Origin of the sequence: Sandaracinus amylolyticus, from assembly GCF_021631985.1 — a bacterium.
Taxonomy (GTDB): Bacteria; Myxococcota_A; Polyangia; order Polyangiales; family Sandaracinaceae; genus Sandaracinus; species Sandaracinus amylolyticus_A.
Window position 1 is genome coordinate 6,251,504 of the sequence record NZ_CP070225.1, and the last position, 21,332, is coordinate 6,272,835.

The 21,332-nt window shown below is 71.4% G+C and carries 18 protein-coding genes; 10 read left to right on the forward strand and 8 right to left on the reverse strand.

What is annotated here, in order from left to right; genetic code table 11:
• Nucleotides 1–3 precede the first annotated feature (3 nt).
• From I5071_RS26460 to hppD, 3 genes are all read right to left on the reverse strand, one after another.
• On the reverse strand, nucleotides 4–1,134 hold the full coding sequence (locus I5071_RS26460) for a hypothetical protein (protein WP_236515624.1): 1,131 nt from the start codon (nucleotides 1,132–1,134) through the stop codon (nucleotides 4–6).
• A gap of 261 nt (nucleotides 1,135–1,395) precedes the next feature.
• Entirely contained in the window at nucleotides 1,396–2,565 is a 1,170-nt protein-coding gene (locus I5071_RS26465) for a hypothetical protein (protein ID WP_236515625.1), read from the reverse strand.
• 78 nt (nucleotides 2,566–2,643) lie between these two features.
• The gene (gene hppD, locus I5071_RS26470) at nucleotides 2,644–3,684 is read right to left on the reverse strand and encodes a 4-hydroxyphenylpyruvate dioxygenase (RefSeq protein WP_236515626.1); all 1,041 of its coding nucleotides are present in this window, start codon (nucleotides 3,682–3,684) and stop codon (nucleotides 2,644–2,646) included.
• 90 nt (nucleotides 3,685–3,774) lie between these two features.
• Here hppD and I5071_RS26475 point away from each other — a divergent pair, with 90 nt between their 5' ends.
• Nucleotides 3,775–4,698 (forward strand): LysR family transcriptional regulator, encoded by a 924-nt coding sequence (locus I5071_RS26475; protein WP_236515627.1) that lies wholly within the window; start codon nucleotides 3,775–3,777, stop codon nucleotides 4,696–4,698.
• A 296-nt stretch (nucleotides 4,699–4,994) separates the two neighbouring features.
• On the opposite strand, the gene I5071_RS26480 is transcribed toward I5071_RS26475, so the two are convergent.
• From I5071_RS26480 to I5071_RS26490, 3 genes are read right to left on the reverse strand one after another with little or no spacing between them, the layout of a single operon-like run.
• Entirely contained in the window at nucleotides 4,995–5,438 is a 444-nt protein-coding gene (locus I5071_RS26480; protein ID WP_236515628.1) for a hypothetical protein, read from the reverse strand.
• A 10-nt stretch (nucleotides 5,439–5,448) separates the two neighbouring features.
• Nucleotides 5,449–5,625 (reverse strand): hypothetical protein, encoded by a 177-nt coding sequence (locus I5071_RS26485; RefSeq protein WP_236515629.1) that lies wholly within the window; start codon nucleotides 5,623–5,625, stop codon nucleotides 5,449–5,451.
• A gap of 34 nt (nucleotides 5,626–5,659) precedes the next feature.
• Nucleotides 5,660–6,958 (reverse strand): CBS domain-containing protein, encoded by a 1,299-nt coding sequence (locus tag I5071_RS26490; protein ID WP_236515630.1) that lies wholly within the window; start codon nucleotides 6,956–6,958, stop codon nucleotides 5,660–5,662.
• A 101-nt stretch (nucleotides 6,959–7,059) separates the two neighbouring features.
• On the opposite strand from I5071_RS26490, the gene I5071_RS26495 reads away from it, so the two are divergent.
• The 4 genes from I5071_RS26495 to I5071_RS26510 all read left to right on the forward strand — a co-directional run bounded on the left by I5071_RS26495 (nucleotide 7,060) and on the right by I5071_RS26510 (nucleotide 11,126).
• Nucleotides 7,060–7,398, forward strand: coding sequence for a hypothetical protein (locus I5071_RS26495; RefSeq protein WP_236515631.1), 339 nt, complete (start codon nucleotides 7,060–7,062; stop codon nucleotides 7,396–7,398).
• Between the two features lie 55 nt (nucleotides 7,399–7,453).
• A complete protein-coding gene (ligD, locus tag I5071_RS26500; RefSeq protein ID WP_236515632.1) occupies nucleotides 7,454–8,851 on the forward strand; it encodes a non-homologous end-joining DNA ligase in 1,398 nt (465 codons plus the stop codon).
• On the forward strand, nucleotides 8,851–9,984 hold the full coding sequence (locus I5071_RS26505) for an ATP-dependent DNA ligase (RefSeq protein WP_236515633.1): 1,134 nt from the start codon (nucleotides 8,851–8,853) through the stop codon (nucleotides 9,982–9,984). Before ligD ends, I5071_RS26505 begins: the two co-directional genes overlap by 1 nt.
• A gap of 128 nt (nucleotides 9,985–10,112) precedes the next feature.
• Nucleotides 10,113–11,126, forward strand: coding sequence for a hypothetical protein (locus I5071_RS26510; protein ID WP_236515634.1), 1,014 nt, complete (start codon nucleotides 10,113–10,115; stop codon nucleotides 11,124–11,126).
• Here the strand turns inward: I5071_RS26510 and I5071_RS26515 are convergent, their stop codons facing one another.
• A complete protein-coding gene (locus tag I5071_RS26515; protein ID WP_236515635.1) occupies nucleotides 11,127–11,987 on the reverse strand; it encodes an SDR family oxidoreductase in 861 nt (286 codons plus the stop codon). It lies immediately after the preceding gene.
• Nucleotides 11,988–12,103: 116 nt separating this feature from the next.
• Between I5071_RS26515 and I5071_RS26520 the strand changes: the two genes are divergently transcribed.
• Entirely contained in the window at nucleotides 12,104–14,299 is a 2,196-nt protein-coding gene (locus tag I5071_RS26520) for a hybrid sensor histidine kinase/response regulator (RefSeq protein WP_236515636.1), read from the forward strand.
• Nucleotides 14,300–14,308: 9 nt separating this feature from the next.
• On the opposite strand, the gene I5071_RS26525 is transcribed toward I5071_RS26520, so the two are convergent.
• On the reverse strand, nucleotides 14,309–16,354 hold the full coding sequence (locus I5071_RS26525) for an erythromycin esterase family protein (protein ID WP_236515637.1): 2,046 nt from the start codon (nucleotides 16,352–16,354) through the stop codon (nucleotides 14,309–14,311).
• A gap of 409 nt (nucleotides 16,355–16,763) precedes the next feature.
• Between I5071_RS26525 and I5071_RS26530 the strand changes: the two genes are divergently transcribed.
• The 4 genes from I5071_RS26530 (at nucleotide 16,764) to I5071_RS26545 (ending at nucleotide 21,308) form a co-directional block, all read left to right on the forward strand.
• Complete coding sequence (locus I5071_RS26530) at nucleotides 16,764–17,501, forward strand: lycopene cyclase domain-containing protein (RefSeq protein ID WP_236515638.1); 738 nt, start codon at nucleotides 16,764–16,766, stop codon at nucleotides 17,499–17,501.
• A complete protein-coding gene (locus I5071_RS26535) occupies nucleotides 17,498–18,811 on the forward strand; it encodes an inositol-3-phosphate synthase (protein WP_236515639.1) in 1,314 nt (437 codons plus the stop codon). The genes I5071_RS26530 and I5071_RS26535 overlap by 4 nt, the downstream gene beginning before the upstream one ends.
• 236 nt (nucleotides 18,812–19,047) lie before the next feature.
• Nucleotides 19,048–20,163 (forward strand): SDR family NAD(P)-dependent oxidoreductase, encoded by a 1,116-nt coding sequence (locus I5071_RS26540; protein WP_236515640.1) that lies wholly within the window; start codon nucleotides 19,048–19,050, stop codon nucleotides 20,161–20,163.
• Nucleotides 20,164–20,240: 77 nt separating this feature from the next.
• Nucleotides 20,241–21,308 (forward strand): SDR family NAD(P)-dependent oxidoreductase, encoded by a 1,068-nt coding sequence (locus I5071_RS26545; protein ID WP_236607677.1) that lies wholly within the window; start codon nucleotides 20,241–20,243, stop codon nucleotides 21,306–21,308.
• The last annotated feature ends 24 nt before the right edge of the window (nucleotides 21,309–21,332 follow it).

The following is a 21,332-nucleotide window of genomic DNA, read 5'->3' on the forward strand; positions in this document are numbered from 1 at the left end:
AGGTCAGCTCGCGCGCGCCGCCCACTGCGCGACGGATCCGCAGTGCACCGCGACGTAGATCTCGTCGCGCAGCCGGTTGCACTCCTCGTGCGTGAGGGTGCGATCGACGGCGCGCAGCACCACGCGCAGCAGCACGTTCTCCTGGTGCAGCTCGAGCCCGATGCGAGCGCGCGCGATCTCCGGGAGCTCCGCCGCGGCGGTGCGGCTCTCCTCGGTGATCGACTCGATCATCGACGCGCGCTCAGCGAGCGCCGCGCGCACCCGATCACCGAGCTCTTCGATCGTCGTGCCCGGCTCCACCGCGATCGAGAGATCGCGCCGCACCGGCGGCATCGACGAGACCGCGTGGTACGGCGAGAGATCCTGCATCTGCGACCCGATGCGCGGATCGTCCGAGCGCAGCAGGCGGATGTCGGGGATGCCCTTGCGCAGCATGAGCAGTCGATCGAGCCCGAGCCCCATCGCGAGCCCGCTCCACGACGCGGGATCGAGCCCGGCGCGCGCGAGCACGTCGGGATGGGCGAGCCCGCACTCGCCGATCTCCACCCAGCCGCCGCGTTCTTCGACCTCCACCTGGAGCCCGCCCGTCGTGTAGGGATGCACCGCGTCGCTGATCACGTGCCCGCGGCCCGGAAGCGCGGCGCGCACCGCACACGCGATCATGCCCTCGAGATCACGGCGCACCAGCGGCGGTCCGCGGCGGATGCGCCAGAGATCGAGCTGGTGCGGCTCGCCGGTATGGAGGCGATCGATGCTGTCGCGCCGGTAGGTGATCCCGGGCACCGCGATCAGCACGTCGTGCGCGGCGTCCTCCTCGGCGAGCGCGCGCAGCGCGCCGGGGATCATCGCGCTGGTGTGGGAGCGCAACATCGTCGCTTCCGACACGTAGCGCGAGTGGCGCGCGTCCCGCGCGATCGCGTCCTCGGCGTAACCGAGCCGATCGTAGTTGTCGGCGATCGCGACGAGCGGCGCGCCGCGCACCACACGCGCTTCGCAGCCCCATGCCGACGCCAGCGTCGACACCACGTCGTCGACGATGCGCTGCATCGCGTGCGGGCCCTGCTCGGGGTCGGAGAGATCGCGGATCGAGAGCGCGCGCCGGAGCGCGTCGAGAGCGAGATGGACCGGAGACATGAGAGACCTCGTGCGTGGAGAGAACGAACGGGAGGCGCAGCGCCGCCTGCGCCGGCTGGCGTTCCCCCGGTCCCTCCGGCCCTCCGTTCGCGACGCGCGATGCGGCTCGCGCGTGCTGGAGGCCTCGTCTCTACATCACCGTCGATCGACGCGATGAAGCCTCCCGGAGCCCGCTGAGGGGCCGGGGGCCTCGAAATCGACGCGTCGCGAGAGGACGGTGCACGAGGCTCAACGTGGGCGAGCCACGTCGCGCGCGCAACCTCAAGGGGGCTCGACCGCGTCCGACGCCACGACGATCGCGAACGTCGAGGGCTCGGCCTCCGAGACGCGCACGTGGATGTGGTTGTCGTGGTTGGGCCAGTGCTGCAGGTGCGCTCCGTCGGCGTACATCGGGAGCAGGTCTTCGGCGACGAGCTCCGCGGTGAGCGCCTCGTCCGCCCCCGACACCGTCGGGCCGATCAGCTCCTGGTCGAGGAAGCAATTCGTCACGCGCCCGGTCGCGAAGAAGTCGCCGAAGAACACTGCGTTCGCGAAGCCGTCGTAGCCGGTGATCGTCCCCGGCACGCACTCGCGACCGCGATCGGTGCGCATCACCGTGCAGTAGCTCCGCCACACCGAGCGACCGTCGAGCCCGTAGAGCGAGAGATCGACGTCCTTGCCGCGCTGATGCGACGCGTGTCGCGGCGCGCCCACGTCCTCGCCCGGCGTGCGGCCATCCCACTGCGAGAGATCTTCGGGCACGAACGGCTGCATCCCGAGCGACGCGAGGCGCTGTCCCGCATGGCGCAGGAACATCAGGAGATCGCGGCGCCCGTACTGATAGCGGAACACGGTGCTCGTGGTGGTCGCGTAGCCGTCGCGCGCGAAATCGTTGGGCAACGGGAGCTGCAGCAGATGTGCGCAGTCGTCGTCGCAGCGCGCGCCGTCCTCGAAGGGCACGCGCGTGATCGTCAGCGTGGCGGAGAGCTCGCGCGCATCGCTCGTCACGCGCGCCCAGAACGTGCGCGGCTCGCTGGGATCGAACACCGCGAGCGTGCGCAGCCCCGGCCCCGCGTCGGTCACACCGAGCGAGACCGCGCGCTCGCCGTCCCAGCGCAGCACCTCGAGCTCGATGCCGGCGCCCGCGCCGTCGAACGTGAGGAAGAACGTGACGTGCTCGTCGGGCGCGGCGTCGACGCGCACCACGGCGGGCGCATCGGGGGCGAGCGCGAGCTCGTTCGCGCCGTCGGTGCCGGCGATCTCGTCGCCCTCGGGCGCGATGCCGCCGGGCGCGACCGCGGCGTCGATCTCGATCGGTGGAGGCGCATCGATCGCGACCTGTGCATCGATCGGGATCGACGCATCGACGGGCGAGACATCGTCGTCGCCCGCGCATCCCGCGAGCACGACCAGGGCCACCCAACACACGGGATCGCGGAGCGAGATCGTCACCGCGCGATGATAACGTGGCCGTCCAGTCCGCTTATCTCCGCGCAGCTCGCGCCCTCGAGCGCACGAGCTGCGCGCCTCTCAGACCACGCCGCGGCGCTCCTGATCGCGCTCGATCGACCGGAACAGCGCGCCGAAATTGCCCTCTCCGAAGCTGCGGTGATTCTCGCGCTGGATGAGCTCGAAGAAGATCGGACCGATCACGTTCTCGGTGAAGATCTGGAGGAGATATCCCTCCTCGTCGCCGTCCACGAGCACGCCGCGTCCCCGGATCGCCTCGTGGTCCTCGCGCACGCCCGGCACCCGCGCGAACGCGGAGTCGTAATACGAAGGATCGATGTCGAGCGTCGCGACGCCCGAATCGCGCATGCCCTCGAGACTGCTCAGCAGATCACGCGTCAGCAGTGCGACGTGCTGGATCCCCGCGCCGCGATACTCGCGCAGATATTCTTCGATCTGACTCCGATCCTCACTGCCCTCGTTGATCGGGATGCAGAACGTCCCGCACGGCGAACGCAGCGCGTACGACGTCAGTCCCGTCGCGTTCCCGCGGATCTCGAACGAGCGCACGTCCTCGAAGCCGAAGACCTCGCGATAGAACGCACGATGCGCGGCGAGCGTCCCGCGCGGCACGTTGTTCGTCAGGTGGTCGATCGCGAGGAACCCGCGATCGCGCACCACCTCGGGCCGCTCGAGCGCGACGTAGTGGCGCTCCTCCCACCCGCGCCGGCGATCGACGAGGTAGATGCGCGAGCCGCCGATCCCCTCGAGCGCAGGCGCGCCACCGAACACCGAGTCGCCCGCGACCTCCACCGCGCCGCGCCGCACCGCCTCGCGCAGCGCGTGCTCCGCGTCCGCGACGTACCACGCCATCGACGCGATCGAGGGCCCGTGCTCGCGCGCGAACGACGCCGCGAACGAGCGCGGATCGCGGGTCACGACGAAGCGCACCCCGTGCTGCGACCAGAGCTCGACGTCGCGCGTCGCGTGACGCCGTGTCCGCGAGCAGCCGAGCGCGCGGAAGACGTCGCCGAGCGCGTCGAGCTGCGCCTCGGTGGGCGCGCCGTACTCCAGGCACGCGATGCCCTCGAGGCCCAGCGGGTTGCGATCGTTCGCGCTCATCGTCGTCTCCTCCGTTCCTGGCGGAGGTACGCCCGCGGCTCGTTCGAGTACACTGCACGGATTCGAACATCTCGTTCAAGAATGTCGAACGTGTCGCTGGAGTCGATCGACGGGCTTCGCGCGCTCGACGCGATCGATCGCGCGGGCAGCTTCACCGCCGCGGCACGCGAGCTCGGCCGCGCGACGTCGGCCGTGAGCTACGCGATCGCCGCGCTGGAGCGCGATCTCGCGCTGCGTCTCTTCGACCGCACCGGGCACAAGGCGGAGCTGACGGTCGAGGGCCGCCGCGTCCTCGAGGCAGGCCGTCGTGTGCTCGAGCGGACCGCCGAGATGGAGACGCTCGCGCGCACGCTGCGCGACGAGTGGGAGCCCACGCTCGGCATCGTCGTCGACGGACTGCTCCCGCTCCCTCCGCTGCTCGGCGCGCTGCGCCGCTTCTCGCGCGAAGGGCTGCCCACGCACGTGCAGCTCCGCGTCGAGCACCTCGCCGGCGTGCGCGAGCGGTTCCGCACGTCATTGCCTGGGAGTGTGCGCGCCGACTTCATGATCGTGCTCGACTTCGTGGGTGACGAGCGCCTGATCGCGCGCCCGCTCGCGCCGGTGGTGCTGCGGCTCTGCGCGCACCGCGATCACCCGCTGGTCGCGGGGCGGAAGGCGCGCGCGCGGGTCGATCGCGCCGAGCTCGCGCAGCACGTCGAGCTCGTCGTCGAGGACTCGCGCCGCGATGCGCCGCCGGGCCCGGGGCGGCTCTCGCTGGGCTCGCCGCACGTGGTGCGGCTCTCGGACTTCCACAGCAAGCGGCTCGCGCTGCTCGCGGGCGTCGGGTTCGGGTGGATGCCGCTCCACCTCGTGCAGCAGGACCTCGCGCGCAAGCGCCTGGTGCCGCTCGGGTTCGTCGAGGGCGACGAGCACGTGTTCGTCCCGCACCTCGCGTGGCGTCGCACCGTCCCGCTCGGGCGCGCCGCACAGCGCTTCCTCGCGCTGCTCGAGGACGCGATGGGCGCACCGCGCTGATCGCCGCATCGCGCCACGGGTGCGGCGATCGAAGACTGTCGAAAATCGGCTCGCCCGCCGGTCCCTACCGTCCGCGCGCTTCGCGCGCTCCCGTCCGGGGCCGCCGGGACGAGCACTCCGGCAGACAAATCGGCTCGCCCGCCGGTCCCTACCGTCCGCGCGCTTCGCGCGCTCCCGTCCGGGGCCGCCGGGACGAGCACTCCGGCAGACAAATCGGCTCGCCCGCCGGTCCCTACCGTCCGCGCGCTTCGCGCGCTCCCGTCCGGGGCCGGCGGGACGAGCACTCCGGCAGGGACTCAGGCGCGGCCGCGCGGACCTCGCATCGTGAACGACGGCGGATCGCTCGCGGGGAACGACTCGAGGTCGGCCTCCTCGATGGGGTCCGACGCGATGTCCTCCGCGCGGTTCTCGGTGGCGCTCGCGGCCGGCGATCCGAGCGCGGGCGTGTGCATCGGGCCCGCCGCCTCGAGCACTCGCCGCGCCCATCGCGCGTGCTCGTCGTCGGGCGCGACCACGTCGACGATCAAGTCGTCCTCGGTCACCTCGTCGGCGAGCGCGACCGCCTGATCGGGCGCGACGCCGGCCTCGATGAGCGCGCGGCGCACGTCGTCGGCGTCCTTCAGCTCGTGAGGGCGACGCACGTGGATGCATTCGTCGGGGAACCCCGCCGCGTGGAGATCGCGGACCGCGTGATCCGCGTCGTGGCGCGAACGGAAGATGGCTGCGACCTGCTGCGGCATGGAACCCTCCTCACATCGGATCGTCGTCGTCGATGCGCCCGTCGCTGTCGATCAGCAGCGCGTCGTCCTGGCCTCCGCCGCGATCCTCCGCGCCCGTCGTCGAGATCTCGGGCGCGCGCTGATCGGTGTCGGGCATGCACGCCGAGCCGACCAGCATCGTGAGCACGATCAGAAGACGCGCGCGCATGACGCAGTGTCGGTGCACGCCCGATGCCCGAGACTCAGGAATAGAGCAACGCGCGCAGATCACCGCGCGTGACGATGCCCACCAGCGCGCCCTCGCGCGTGACCGGGAGCCGTCCGACGCGGTGCTCGGTCATGCGATCGAGCGCCTCCTCGACCGGCGCGCACACGTCGATGGTGCGCACCGGCGCGGACATGCAGCTGCCCGCGCTCAGGTGGAGACGCCCCTCGCGCTCGGCGCGCTCGACGTCGTCGCTCGACACGATGCCGACCAGCGCGCCTCCGTTCACGACCGGGACGCCCGAGACGCGCCACGACGGGAGCTCGTCGCGCAGCCGCACGAGCGGATGATCGGGCGCGATGGTGCGGACCGGGCTGCGCATCACGTCGATCACGCGGAGCGGGCGCGGCGCATGGCGCGCGATCGCGTCGCGCAGCGCGTGCACGATCGCCTCGCGCGTAGTGTCGCGCATGGAGAGCGACGCCGCGGTGGGATGGCCGCCGCCGCCCATCGCACCGAGCAGCGCCGCGACGTCGATCGTGCCCTCGCGGGCGCGCGCGATCACGTTCGCGCGACCTCGATGCGGCACCGTCGCGACGAGGAAGAGCGCGTGCGGCAGCTCGATCCGGAAGAGCTCCGACGCGACCTCGTCGAGGCCCTCGCACGGCGTGTCGAGCTCGATCGCAGCGATGGCGACGCGCAGCCCCGACGCGCGCGTGGTCTCGATCGCGTCGAGCGCGGACGCGAGCGCGACGCGCTGGGCCTCGGTGAACGGCACCGAGAGGAAGCGGCTCATCACGCGCATGCTCGCGCCGCGGGAGAGCAGGTAGGCCAGCGCCTCGGCGTCGCGCGAGGTCGTGCTCGCGTACTGCATCGAGCCGGTGTCGGAGTGGATCCCGAGCGCGAAGAGCGTCGCCTCGACCTCGTCGATCTCGATGCCGCGCGCACGCATCGCCTCGATCAGCAGCGTGGTCGCGGAGCCGACCGGCTCGACGTGCACGACGTCGGCGCGCACGTCGTCGTCGGACGCAGGATGGTGATCCCAGACGTGCACCTCGAGCTCGCGTCGCTCCACGCGCGCGAGCAGCGCGGGGATCGCGCGCAGTCGCGAGGCACGCCGCACATCGACGATCACCAGGCGCGTCACCGCGGACGCGTCGACGTCGGCCGGCGCGAGCCACGGGAAGCGATCGCGGTGCAGCGATGCGAACTCCCGCACCCCGCGCGCGAGCCCGCTCGTCATCACCACCGTCGCGCCGGGGTGGAGCTTGCGCGCCGCCATCGCCGACGCGAACGCGTCGAAGTCCGCCGAGGCGTGGGTGACCACGAGCTCCACGGTGCATCATCTAAGCGCGCTCGCCCGGAGGGCCCGTCGCGAGTGTGATCAGGAGAACGAGGATGAACGGAAGACCACTTCGTGCGCTCGTGACTGCCGCCTTGGCTTGCGCCGTCGCGCCCGGGTGCGGGCCGCTGGTGTGCACCGAGGAGGCACGCTTCTCGGTGCAGCTCGAGGTCCGCGACCCGTCGGGCGCACCGGTGGTGCCCGACGAGGTGGAATTCACCGTGGACGGCGGGGACCCGACGATCGTCGATTGCGCGATGGCGGACCGCTTCCGCTGCGACGATGGCAACGTCGCAATCGGCATCGAGGAAGAAGGAGAGTTCGACATCATCGTCCGCCGCGGGGACGACAGCGCGCGCACGACGGTCGTCGTCGGCGCCAATCACTGTCACGTGAACACCGAGCGAGTCACGGTGACGCTGCCCTCGCCCTGACCGGCCGTGGTCGCGAACTTTGGCGTCACCGAGCCCACGCCTATGCTGAGAGGCCGTGGCATCGAAGACCGAGAAGCGAGTGCTCGAGATCGCGGGCCGCGAGGTCGCGATCTCGAATCCGTCGAAGGTCTACTTCCCCGACGCACGGATCACGAAGATCGACGTCGTCGAGTACTACCTCGCGGTCGCCGAGGGCGCGCTGCGCGGCGCGGCGGGACGGCCCAACGTGCTCGTGCGCTACGTCGACGGGATCGGCGGCGAGGTGTTCTGGCAGAAGCGCGCGCCGACCTCGCGGCCCGAGTGGCTCGAGACGGTCGAGCTCAGCTTCCCGTCGGGGCGCACCGCGGAAGAAGTGGTGCCGCGCGATGCCGCCGCGCTCGCGTGGATGGTGAACCTCGGGTGCATCGAGCTGCACCCGCACCCCGTGCGCGCCGAGGATCTCGATCATCCCGACGAGCTGCGCGTCGATCTGGATCCGGTGCCGGGTGTGCCGTGGTCGCAGCTGCGCGACACCGCGCGGGTGGTGAAGGCGACGCTCGACGACCTCGGGCTCGTGGGCTGGCCGAAGACCTCGGGCTCGCGCGGCATCCACGTGAACGTGCGGCTCCATCCGCGCTGGACGTTCTCGCAGGTGCGTCGCTGCGCGCTCGCCCTCGCGCGCGAGGTGGAGCGGCGCGCGCCGACGATCGCGACGAGCAAGTGGTGGAAGGAAGAGCGTCACGGCGTCTTCCTCGACTACAACCAGAACGCGAAGGATCGGACCGTCGCGAGCGCGTACTCCGTGCGCCCCAAGCCCGACGCACGAGTGTCGGCGCCGGTCACGTGGGAAGAGCTCGAGGACTGCGACCCCGCGGACTTCACGCTGCGCACGATGCCCGCGCGCTTCGCGAAGATCGGCGACCCCCACGCGAAGCTCGACGAGACACGGTGCACGCTCGACGCGCTGCTCGAGCTCTCGGCGAAGCAGGAAGCCGAAGGACAAGGCGATGCGCCGTGGCCGCCGCACTACGCGAAGCAGCCGGGCGAGCCGCCGCGGGTGCAGCCCTCGCGCGCGAAGTCCGGCGCGAAGCGCGCCGCGAAGAGCGCGACGGAAGGCACGACCGGCACCGGCCGTCGCCAGTCGACGAAGCCGCTGATCGAGATCGCGCGCGCCGCGAAGAAGGACGAGGCGCTCGCCGCGCTCGAGCGCTGGAAGGCGAAGCACCCCGAGGCCGCGTCGCACCTCGCGCCCGCCGACGTCCTGGTCGATGCGATGCGCGGCAAGAACACGACGTGGACGCGCATCCGCGTGAACCTCGAGCACGTGCCCGAGGCGCTTCGCCCGGCGCAGGAGGCGCTGGAGGTCGACTACGATCCGTGGGCCGCGCACGGCGGCGCCGACGCGATGCGCGCCCACATGCGCGAGGTGTCGCGCGCGCGCAGCGCGAACCGCAAGAAGAAGAGCGAGAGCTGATGGCGACCGCACGTGCCCCGCGCTCGAAGCGCACGTCGGCCGAGGCGCCGCCTCCGCCGGACGGGCTTCCGATCACGCCACCGATCGAGCCGATGCTCGCGAAGCTCGGCGACGCGCTCCCGCCCGAGGGCGCGGGCTGGATCTACGAGCCCAAGTGGGACGGCTTCCGCGCGATCGTCTTCCGCGATGGCGAGCGCCTCTACATCCAGAGCCGTGATCTGCGCCCGCTCGATCGTTACTTCCCCGAGCTGAGCGAGCCGCTGCGCGCGCACCTGCCCGAGCGCTGCGTCGTCGACGGCGAGATCGTGATCGCGAGCGCGTCGGGCCTCGACTTCGATCGCCTGCAGCTGCGCCTGCATCCCGCGGCGTCGCGCGTCGCGAAGCTCGCGGCGGAGATGCCCGCCTCGTTCGTCGCCTTCGATCTGCTGTGGGAGGGCGATCGTGATCTCCGCGATCGCCCGACCTCGGAGCGACGCGCCGCGCTGGAGCGCGCGCTCGCGAACGCGAAGGCGCCGATCCACCTCACGCCCGCGACCCGCGATCGCGCGCTCGCCGACGAGTGGTTCCATCGCTTCGAGGGCGCGGGGCTCGATGGCGTGATCGCGAAGGCCGAGTCGACGAAGTACGAGCCCGGCAAGCGCGCGATGCTGAAGATCAAGCACGCGCGCACCGCGGACTGCGTGGTCGCGGGCTTCCGCTGGCACAAGCAGGGCGACAACGAGCTGGTCGGCTCGTTGCTGCTCGGGCTCTACGACGAGAAGGGCGAGCTCCACCACGTCGGCGTGACCTCGTCGTTCACGATGGCGAAGCGGCGCGCGCTCGCCGAGGAGCTCGCTCCGCTGCGAAGAGGCGCGATCGAGGCCCATCCATGGCGTGAATGGGCTGCCGCGATGTCATCCACCCAGCGAATGCCGGGCGGACAGAGCCGATGGAGCGCGGGCAAGGATCTCTCGTGGGAGCCGCTGCGGATCGAGCGGGTCTGCGAGGTGAAGTACGACCACCTCCAGGGCTCGCGCTTCCGCCACGCGACGACGTTCGTGCGCTGGCGCGACGACAAGCGACCCGAGGACTGCCGCTACGATCAGCTCGAGGTCACGCCGCCCTACGAGCTGCAGCGCATCTTCGGGGGCTGACACCGGCGCAAGATGCCCCGCCGCCCCAGCGGGATGGGCGCGTGGTGCTCACGATCGCCCCACGCCGGCGGACGTCGCACGCGCCGTGTCGGGGGCATCGCCATTGCAATCCCGTGCTCGAGATGCGGATGGGCACGAGGTTCTGCGCGGCGGGCGCGGTCGTGGTCGCAACGTTCATGGCGAGCGGCTGCGCGCACACGGCGGGCACGGTCGCGGGCGAGGTCGCCGAGGAGATGCCCGAGCCGCTGATCGAGTCGACGCTCGACGAGCTGCGCGACGAGGACACCCGGCGCGCGTTCGTCGAGGTGCTCTCGAACCCCGAGGTGCAGGAGGCGACCCGCGCGCTGATCGCCAACGTGACCGACGGCACGCTCGACGCGCTCTCCGACGAGGAGCGCGCGGCGCGCATCGCCGACGTCTCCAACCGATTCGTCGCGAGCGTGTCCGACGCGCTCGCGGGCTCGCTCGAGCGCGACATCGGCCCTGCCCTCGCGCAGACGATGTCGCGCGCGCTGGACGCGAGCCTGCGCCGCATCCTCGACGAGGAGAGCACGCAGCGGATCGCGGCCGCGGTGTCGCGCGTCGCGCAGGAGAGCGCCGTGGCGCTCGCGGTCGCGATGCGCGAGGAGATCGGTCCCGCGATGCGCGCCGCGCTCACCGACGCGATGCACGATCCCGAGGCGCAGCGCGCGATCGCGGTCACGATGCGCACGCTCTCGCGCGAGGTGGTGCTCGGGGTGCAGGACGCGTTCGAGGAGATCGAAGCGCGCGACCGCGCGCAGCGCCCCGACACGCCGCTCACCCGCATCCAGGACTGGGCCGAAGAAGGCGCGGGCACGCTGCAGATCGTGCTCGTGGTCGCGGTGCTCGCGCTGCTCGCGCTCGTCGCGTGGCAGGTGCACACGACGGCGCGCGCTCGCGCGCAGGAGGCACAGGCCCAGCGCCGCGAGGCCGCGATCGTCGCGCTCACCGAGGCGCTGCGGAACGCGCAGTCGCGCCCCGAGAGCGCGCAGCTCCTCGAGAGCCTCGAGCGCGCGTTCGGTCGTCGGCGCGGTCGCGAGTTCTTGCGCGAGCTGCTCGAGCGCAGCCGTCGCGGACCGGGTGGTGGGCCCGGCGGACCGCTCGAGCCCGCCGGGACGTGATCACCGGATCGCGAAGTCGGCGATCCACGCTTCGCTGCGCGACCACAGCTCGCGCGCCAGCGCGGGATCGTTCGCCAGCTTGCTCGGCTCCTTCTCGCGGCACGCGTCGTAGTAGCGGCCGGTGTGCGACGCGCACTCGGGCGACGCCGCGCAGTAGAGCGAGGTCTCCGCGCCCTCGTCGGTCGAGCGCATGAAGCGCGTCATGATCGGACGGATCGGCCAGGGCACGGAGCGCCACACGTCCGACGCGATCACCCCGGGATGCAGCGCGTAGGTGTGGACGCGCCCTTCGCCGAGCCGGCGCGCGAGCTCCTTCGCGAAGAGCACGTTGCACAGCTTGCTCGTCTGGTACTCGGGCAGCCCCGTCGTCGTCGCGGTGGTGCGGCGCAGCGCGTCCCAGTCGATCGGCTTCGCGCGGTAGTGCCCGACGCTCGAGACCACGACGATGCGCGCCGGCGCACGTCGCTCGGACGCGCGCTCGAGCAGCGGGAGCAACGCGGTCGTGAGGAGGAAGTGCCCGAGGTGGTTCACGCCGAACGTCAGCTCGAAGCCCTGCGCCGTGAGCCCGCGCTGGCCCGCGAGCCCCGCGTTGTCGACGAGCACGTCGATCGGCTCGTCGCGACCGCGCAGCACCTCGGCGCACCGGCGCACCGACGCGAGATCGGCGAGCTCGAGCGCGACGAAGTCGGCGCGCCCGCCCGCGCGCGTGATCTCGTCGATCACCGGGCGTGTCTTCTCCTCGGAGCGCGACGCGATCGTCACCGCGGCACCACGCTTCGCCAGCTCGATCGCGGTGACGCGACCGATGCCGGTGTTCGCGCCCGTGATCACCATCCGCGTGCCCTCGAGGTCCCGCTGCATCGTCGTGCTCCTTTCGTCGCGCGGCGCGACTCTCGCGCGGCGCGGGACGATCCGCAAATGCGGGGGCGGACCGGGAAGTGGTGCATCCGACGACGGGAGGTGAGTATCCTGCGAGCGTGACGGCGCTCCGCGATCGCCTTCTCGATGTCACCTCTGCGCTCGCGGGCGCGGCGTCGATCGAGGACATCACGCGCATCGTGCTGGTGCACGCGCGTCACGCGGTCGCCGCGGATGCGGCGGCCATGTGGCTCGCCGACGGAGCGCTGCTGCGGGTGGTCGCGCAGGATGCGGCGCGCGCCGAAATCCTCGCGGCATTCGCCACGATGCGCCTCGACGCGGAGCTTCCGCTCGCCGATGCGGTGCGCCGTCGCGAGCCGGTGTGGATCGCATCGCGCGCGCAGCAGGCCGAGCTCTACCCCGAGGCGGAGCGACTTCTCTCCTCGCGGCCCAACGTCGGGCGCTTCGCGGCGGCGTGTGTGCCGCTGATCACCGACGTGGACGCGCTCGGCGCGTTCGTCCTCTCGTTCCACGACGAGCGCGTCGTCGACGACGACGAGCGCGCGTTCCTCATCCTGCTCTCGCGGCACTGCGCGCTCGCGCTGCGGCGCGCGACGTCGTTCGAGGCCGAGAAGCGCGCGCGCCAGAACGCGATGCAGACCTACGAGCTCGCGGCCGAGCTCGCCGCGGCCCTGGCGCGCGAGGACGTCGCGCGCACGATCGTGCGCCACGCGACGTCGTCGCTCGGCGCGACGCGCAGCGCGGTGTGGATCGCGGAGCCGCTCGACGGCGACGTGCTGCGCTGCATCGACGTGCACTATCCCGGCGTCCCGTTCGACGACTACCAGCGCGTGCGCCTCGATCGCGATCTGCCGATCTGCGAGGTCGCGCGCAGCGGATGGCCAGTGGTGATCGCGCACCGCGAGGAGTACGTCGCGCGTTATCCCGCGCTCGCGGCGAACGTGGGCCAGGACACCGAGGCGCTCGTCGCGATGCCGCTGCGCGCCGGTGAGCGCGTGATCGGCGCGTACATCGCGACGTTCACCGAGCCGGGTCGGCTCACCCACGACGCGCTCGCGTCCTTCGGCGCGCTCGCGCACCACGCGTCGCTCGCGATGGAGCGCGTGATCCTCCTCGACGAGCAGCGCATCGAGCGCGCACGCGCCGAGCACGCGAACCGACTGAAGGACGAGTTCCTCGCGACGATCTCGCACGAGCTGCGCACGCCGCTGAACGCGATCAAGGGCTGGGTGCGCCTGCTGCGCGCGGGCACGCTGCCCGACGACAAGCACGCGCACGCGCTCGACGTCATCGAGCGCAACACCGACGCGCAGACGCGGCTGATCTCGGATCTGCTCGACGTCGGCCGGATCCTCTCGGGCAAGCTGCGGATGAGCACCGCGCCGGTGGACCTGGCGCGCATCGCGGCGCTCGCGCTCGACTCGGTGCGCCCCCTCGCGGAGCAGCGCTCGGTCGAGATCGTCACCGCGCTCGACCCCGATGCGGGCGCGGTGCGCGGGGACGCCGAGCGCTTGCAGCAGGTGGTGACGAACCTGCTGACCAACGCGATCAAGTTCTCGCCGGCCGGAGGGCGGATGGAGCTCGCGGTGCGGCGGGAGACCGAGGGCCTGGTCTCGCTCGTGGTGTCGGATCGCGGCGAGGGCATCTCGCCGGAGTTCCTGCCCTACGTGTTCGAGCGCTTCCGACAGGCCGACGGGAGCTTCGCGCGGAGGCACGGCGGGCTCGGTCTCGGGCTCGCGATCGCGCGCAGCATCGTCGAGCAGCACGGCGGCACGATCGACGCGAGCAGCGAAGGGCTCGGACGCGGCGCGACGTTCACGGTGCGCATCCCGATCGCGTCGACGCGCACGGCAGCGACGCGACGCAAGGCGAGCGGCAAGACCGCGGCGGTGCTGGGCCCGCGCGTGAACCTCGGCGGGGTGCGGGTGCTGGTGGTCGAGGACGAGCCCGACGCGCGCGAGCTCGTGGTCTCGTTGCTCGAGGAGCACGGCGCGATCGCGCGGGGCTGCGGCAACGCGCGCGCGGCGATGGAGGCGTTCGTCGACGACACGTTCGACGTGCTGGTGGCGGACGTCGGTCTGCCCGGCGAGGACGGGCTCTCGCTGGTGCGGCGCATCCGGTCGCAGCAGCGCGCGAGCTCGCGCGTGCGGATCCCCGCGATCGCGCTGACCGCGTACGCGCGCGACGAGGATCGTGTGCAGTCGCTGGAGTCGGGCTTCGATCGCCATCTCGTGAAGCCGATCGCGCCCGAGACCCTGCTCGCGACGATCGCCGAGCTGGTCTCGCGCCGGTGACGAGGGAGGTCAGAGGCCCGTCGGGTAGGTCTCCGGCGCGTCCTCTTCCTCCCACCCTGCGATGCGATCGAGCGGCTCGAGCGCGCGCGTCTCGTCGAGGTGGAGCACGACGTCGAACTGATCCGCGAGGCGCGCACCGAAGTAGTGACTGCGTCGCTCGGTCTCGGGCCGGTAGATCACGCCGATCGCGCGCTCGAGCCGCTGGGGGCGCAGCGCCTGCGTGAGCTCGCCGCCACCCCGCAGCACCAGGAGGGCGCGGCCGACTCCTTCTCCCAGCGCGTCGTGCAGCAGCGCTTCGTAGCTGCCCTCGAGGCCGGGCCTCACCCGCTTGCGCTCGACCTCGCCTCCCCAGTCGCTCGCCGCCGACACCGTGCCGTGATGCGTCGTCTGTCCGATCAGCAGCGCGCGATCTCCGTGGCGCTCGCGCGCGAGCTGACCGAGGTTGAGCTCGCCGGTCCAGCCCATGTGCGTCGCCCGCGCGTCGCCGAGGTGCGAGTTGTGCGCCCACACCACGAGGCGCGCCTCGCGGCCCCGTCGCCGCGTGAGGTGATCGAGGAGCGCGTCGAGCGTCTCGCCCATGTGCCGATCGCGCAGGTTCCACGACGAGATCGCGCCCCGGTACATCGACCGGTAGTAGGCCTCGGCGTTGCGCGCGAGGCGCGCGTTCTGCTCGGCGAAGAAGCGATCGTCGGCCGCGAAGGGGCCCACGCGCGCGCTCGTCGTCGTGCGTGCCTGCAGATCGCGCAGCTGCTCGATCACCTCGGCCTCGCAGGTGTCCGCGCCCCGCAGCCCGGTCGCGTAGCCGTAGCGCTGCGGATCGTCGCCGAACGCGTCGAAGCACGCGTAGCGCTCGCGCGCTCGCGCCGCCGCATCGCGATCGACGCGATCCAGATAGCGGATCACCGCGTCCATCGAGCGGTGCAGGCTGTAGAGGTCGAGCCCGTAGAAGCCGACGCGATCCTCCGGACGCAGCGCGTCGTCGTGGGCGCGCAGCCACGACACGAAGTCCCGCATGACGAGGTTGCGCCACATCCAGCGCGGGAAGCGCTCGAAGTCTCCCAGCGCGGCCTCGGCGTCGGCGTCGTCCTCCTCGCCGCGCACGAACCGGTGCACGCGCCACGCGTCGGGCCAGTCCGCCTCGGCCGCGATGTCGGTGAACCCCTGATCTTCGATCAGCCACTTCGTGAGCCGGACGCGCTCCGCGTAGTGCTCGTGCGTGCCGTGGGTCGACTCGCCGATCAGCACGACGCGCGCGGTGCGCACCAACGGAGCGAGCGGCGCGAAGTCGCGCGCATCGCCGCGCCACGCCTGCGCGTGCCGCGCGATCAACGTCGCGAGAGGATCGGACGACGTCGTGCGCGCTGCGGGCGCGGGCGGCTTCTGCCGCTGCGGAGGCGGCTGCGCCTGCGCGAGCAGCGCGCGCACCTCGTCGTCCTCGGTCGCGGCGAAGTCGTCGTACCACTCACCGACCGCGCGGAACCAGTACGGGCTGGTCACGCAGACGACGTCGTCGGCGATCTCGCGCATCGCGCGCAGCGCTTCCTGCGACGCCACCGGCACCGCGACCGTGATGCTCGCCGGGCCTCGCATGCGCAGCGCGGTCACCGCGGCCCGCATCGTCGCGCCGGTCGCGAGCCCGTCGTCGACCACGATCGCGTGGCGGCCGGTGACCGACACCGGAGGACGATCGCCGCGGTAGGCCCGCTCGCGCCGCTCGAGCTCCTGGCGCTCGTGCTCCGTCACCTCCGCGAGGTCCTCGTCGCGCACCCCCGCGAGCAGCAGCACGTCGTCGTTCAGCACGCGCACGCCACCCGACGCGATCGCGCCCATCGCGAGCTCCTCGTGCCCCGGCACCCCGAGCTTCCGCACGACGAGCACGTCGAGCGGAGCGCCGATCGCGCCCGCGACCTCGGACCCGACCGGAACGCCGCCTCGCGGAAGCGCGAGCACCACGCGCTCGCCGGACACGGAACGGTCGATCAGCGCTGCCAGGCGACGTCCCGCGTCGCGCCGATCCTCGAAACGATGTCCAGCGTCCGTCGTCTGGGTGGCCATGAGGTCCCTCCGGCTCCGACGCGTGCGCATCGCAGAGCCCTTCGCATCTCGGGCTGGACATTCGATCCGCGTGCCAGAGCCGGGCGAGGCGGGGCGTCCCAGCGAGGCAGAGCTGCTCGACGCACGAGCGTGGAGATGCGTCGCAGAGGGAGGCGTCCGCCGTACATCGGGGCCACGTGGAAAAAGATCATCGTCCCCCTTGTGGCCCTGCGGGTGGAGCCTAGGAGGAGGGCAGTCGGCGGCGCGCGCGGAACGTCGCTCCCTCGGACCGCGCGCGCCGCCGACACCGTCTGCACGCGCGTGCAGACGCGCTCCGCCACCCGACGCGCTCGCCGGCCCGACGCGCTCGCCCAGCCTCGACGCATGCTGGCGCGCCGCTCGCTCGGTCCTCCGCCCAGGAGGCGACGGCGTGCGTCACGCGTTCTTGTTCCTCGGGCTCGTGCTCGCGATCCCGGGCGCGCTCGCGTACCTCGTGCGCCCCGACCTGCGCGCGACGTTGCGCTTCGCAGCGCTGCTCTCGCTGCCCTTCGCGCTGACCGAGCCGCTCTTCTATCCCGAGTACTGGCGACCCGCGTTCCTCTTCGATCTCGCCGACCACATCGGCTTCGGGATCGAGGACGTGCTCTTCGTGGTCGCGCTCGCCGCGGTCGCGGTCGCGTCGTATCCGGTCGTCGCGCGAGCCACCCCGACGCCGATCCCCGAGCTCTCTCGACGCTCGACGATCGTCCTCGGCCGAGCGCTCGTGCCCGGCGCCGTCGCCGCGCTCGCGACCGGCGTGCTCGTGATGGCGGGAACGCCGGCGATCCATGCGGCGCTGATCGCGATGGTCGCCGCCGGCGCGAGCGTCTGGCTCGCTCGCCCCGATCTGATCGTGCCCTCGATCGGAGGAGCACTGATCACGACTGCCGTGTATCAGAGTGCCTGTCTGATCCTCGCTGCAGTCGATCCACACGTTTTCCACAGCGTGTGGAGAACCCGCGAGCTGAGCGCCGTCTTCGTGCTCGGAGTCCCGCTCGAAGAGCTGCTCTATGGCGCGGCCTCCGGGCTCGCGGCGTCCGCGATCGTACCGTTCGCGCGGGGCGAACGATGGGCGCGCGTTGCGCCGGCGTCGGGCACACAGCGTGCTGCCCACGCCGGCTCACGATGAAGAAACCCGACTCGATCCCGGACGCAGAGGGCAAGCTCGGAGTGCTGCTGCCCGGCATGGGCGCAGTCGCCACCACGTTCGTCGCGGGCACGATGCTCGCGCGTCGCGGGCTCGCAGCGCCCATCGGGTCGCTCACCCAGATGGGCACGATCCGACTCGGGAAACGCACCGATCACCGCGTCCCGACGCTGCAGGAATTCCTGCCGCTCGCGCAGCTCGGAGATCTCGAGTTCGGCGGATGGGACATCTTCCCGGAGAACGCGCTCGAGACCGCCGAGCACGCCGCCGTGCTCTCGCGCGAGCACCTCGATGCCGTGAAGGACGAGCTCGCGCGCGTCGCGCCGATGCCCGGCGCGTTCGACCCGCGCCACGTGAAGCGCCTGCAGGGCACGCACGTGAAGAAGGCGCGTCACAAGGCCGAGCTCGTCGAGCAGATCCGCCAGGACGTGCGGGACTTCCGCGCTCGCACCGGCGTCTCGCGCTGTGTCGCGATCTGGTGCGGATCGACGGAGATCCTGCCGACGATCAACGGCGCTCATCAGACGATCGACGGATTCGAGCGAGCACTGCTCGAGGACGACGCGGCGATTCCAGCATCGCAGCTGTACGCCTGGGCGCTGATCAAAGAGCGCGTGCCGATCGCGAACGGTGCGCCCAACGCGATGGTCGATTTTCCCGCGGCAATCACCCTCGCGCGCGAGTGCGGCGTCCCGATCGCGGGCAAGGACTTCAAGACCGGACAGACGCTGATGAAGACGATCGTCGCGCCGGGACTGAAGGCGCGCATGCTCGGCATCCGCGGCTGGTTCTCGACGAACATCCTCGGCAATCGCGACGGCGAGGTGCTCGACGATCCCGACTCGTTCCGCTGCAAGGAAGCGACGAAGCTCGGTGTGCTCGAGGGCGTGCTCGAGCCGGAGCGGCACAAAGCGCTCTACGGCGACCTCTATCACAAGGTCCGAATCGAGTACTACCCGCCGCGCGGCGACGCGAAAGAGGGCTGGGACAACATCGATCTCTTCGGATGGCTCGGATATCCGATGCAGATGAAGGTCGATTTCCTCTGTCGGGACTCGATCCTCGCCGCGCCGCTGGTGCTCGATCTCGCGCTCTTCCTCGACCTCGCGCAGCGCGCCCAGCTCTCGGGCATCCAGGAGTGGCTCGGCTTCTACTTCAAGAGCCCGATGGCGGCCCCGGACCTGAAGCCCGAGCACGACCTCTTCATCCAGCTGAAGAAGCTGAAGAACACGCTCCGTTGGCTGCGCGGCGAAGAGGTGATCTCGCACCTCGGTCACGAGTACTACGACTGACGCGATCGAGCGCGCGTGTGGAGGCGAAAAGTCACATGCGTGGCGAGCACGTGACCCAGTGACGCAGCGAGAACGGAAGTCGGGATCCGGGTAAGTAGAACGATCGTCGTCGCATCGCGCACACACAGCGTGGCATCGCTGTCGCAAGCAGCCGGGCGCATCCGGAGCGCGGCAGTCGGCGAACCGGCAGACCCAACGAGCCAGTCACGGCTCCTCACCTCACGGCGGTGTTCCCGATGGGAGAGAACGTGCTCATCACCGGCGGCGCGGGATTCATCGGATCCCACGTCGCCGATGCGCTGCTCGCGAAAGGTGACCGGGTCCGCGTGCTCGACTGCTTGCATCCGCAGGTCCACGGTCCCGCGCAGAAGAGGCCCGACCACCTCTCACGCGACGTGGAGCTCGTCGTCGGCGACGTCCGTGATCGCGCCGCCGTCGAGAAAGCATGTCGCGGTGTCGACGTCGTCTATCACTTCGCGGCGCTGGTCGGTGTCGGCCAGAGCATGTATCGAATCGAGGATTACACCTCGGTGAACAACGTCGGGACTTCCGTCCTGATGGAGGTGCTCGCACAGAGGCCGCCGCGCCGACTGATCGTCGCGTCGAGCATGAGCATCTACGGCGAGGGCCTCTACGAGCGGGTCGACGGCTCGATCGTGCCCGGCCAATCACGCTCGCTCGCGCAGCTCGAGCGGCGTGACTGGGAGCTCCGCGACGGCCGGGGGAACGTCCTCGTCCCGGTGGCGACCCACGAGGACAAGATTCCTGCGCTCGAGTCCGTCTATGCGCTCTCGAAGTACGACCAGGAGCGCATGGGCCTGATCATCGGAAAGGCCTACGGGATTCCGACGGTCGCGCTCCGCTTCTTCAACGTGTACGGGCCGAGACAGGCGCTCTCGAACCCCTACACCGGCGTGCTCGCGATCTTCTCGTCGCGCCTGTTGAACGACAAGGCGCCGATGATCTTCGAGGACGGCAAGCAGCGCCGCGACTTCGTCAGCGTGCACGACGTCGCCCAGGCGTGCGTGCTCGCGATGGAGCGCGAGCAGGCGGTCGACGCCGCGATCAACGTCGGCTCGGGGAACGCCTACACCGTGTCGGAGATCGCGGAGCGCGTCGCCGACGCGGTCGGCAAACGCGTCGACCCCGAGATCACCGGGCAGTACCGCAAGGGCGACATCCGCCACTGCGTCGCGGACATCGCGCTCGCGCGCAAGACGCTCGGATACGAGCCGCGCGTGAGCCTCGAGGCGGGGCTGCGCGAGCTCGCGGGATGGCTCGAAGGAAAGAGCGCGAAGGACGCCGTCCTCGAAGCGAAGGCGGAGCTCTCGGCGCGGGGGCTGACGCTGTGAGCACGACGAACGGAAACGGCGCGGGAAACGGACATGGGCCGCGCTCGAGCGTGCGCGTCGCGCGATCCGCGGTGCCGGTGCCCGAGGGCGTGACGGTGATCACCGGCGGCGCCGGGTTCATCGGGGCCAACGTCGCGAACGCGATCGCCACCGCGGGCGGCGAGGTCGTGCTCTTCGACAACCTCGCGCGCGGGAACGTGCAGCACAACGCGCAATGGCTGCGGGAGCAGCACGGACGTCGCGTGTCGCTGGTGGTCGGCGACGTGCGGGACGCGAGCGCGGTGCGCCGGGTGATCGCGCGCGCCGACCGTGTCTTCCACTTCGCGGCGCAGGTCGCGGTGACGACGAGCATCCTCGATCCGATCGCGGACTTCGACGTGAACGCGCGCGGCACGCTGAACGTGCTCGAGGCGGTGCGCGCGCGGGGTAAAGAGATCCCCGTCCTCTTCACCTCGACGAACAAGGTCTACGGATCGCTGTCCGACGTTCCGCTCGAGCTGCGTGGCAGTCGCTGGGCGCCGACCGAGACGGCGCTCGCGTCGACCGGCGTCGGCGAGTCGCGCCCCCTCGACTTCCACTCTCCCTATGGCTGCAGCAAGGGCGCCGCGGACCAGATGGTGCTCGATTGGTCTCGCAGCTACGGAGTGCCGAGCGTGGTGTTCCGGATGAGCTGCATCTACGGACCGCGCCAGTTCGGCACCGAAGATCAGGGCTGGGTCGCGCACTTCCTGATCCGCGCGCTGCGCGGCGAGCCCATCGTGCTCTACGGCGATGGGATGCAGGTGCGCGACGTCCTCTTCGTCGAGGACCTCGTGAGGGCGATGCTGGGCGCGCTCGAGCAGCTGGATCGGGTGCGCGGACAGGCGTTCAACGTCGGCGGTGGGCCGGAGAACACCATCAGCCTCGTCGAGCTGCTCGAGCTCGTGCGGGAGCTCGGCGGCAAGCGCCCCGACGTGCGGCACGCGCCGGTGCGCATCGGCGATCAGCGCTGGTACGTGAGCGACCCGACAAAGCTCGGGGCTGCGATCGGATGGCGACCGCGCACCGACGTTCGACAGGGTGTGGAGCGCCTCTTCGCGTGGCTGCGCGATCCGTCGCGACGCCAGGCGGCGCTGCACCCCGCGATCGACGGCGTCGCCGAGTAGTCGCGCGCCGGCGCCGTTCGCCCG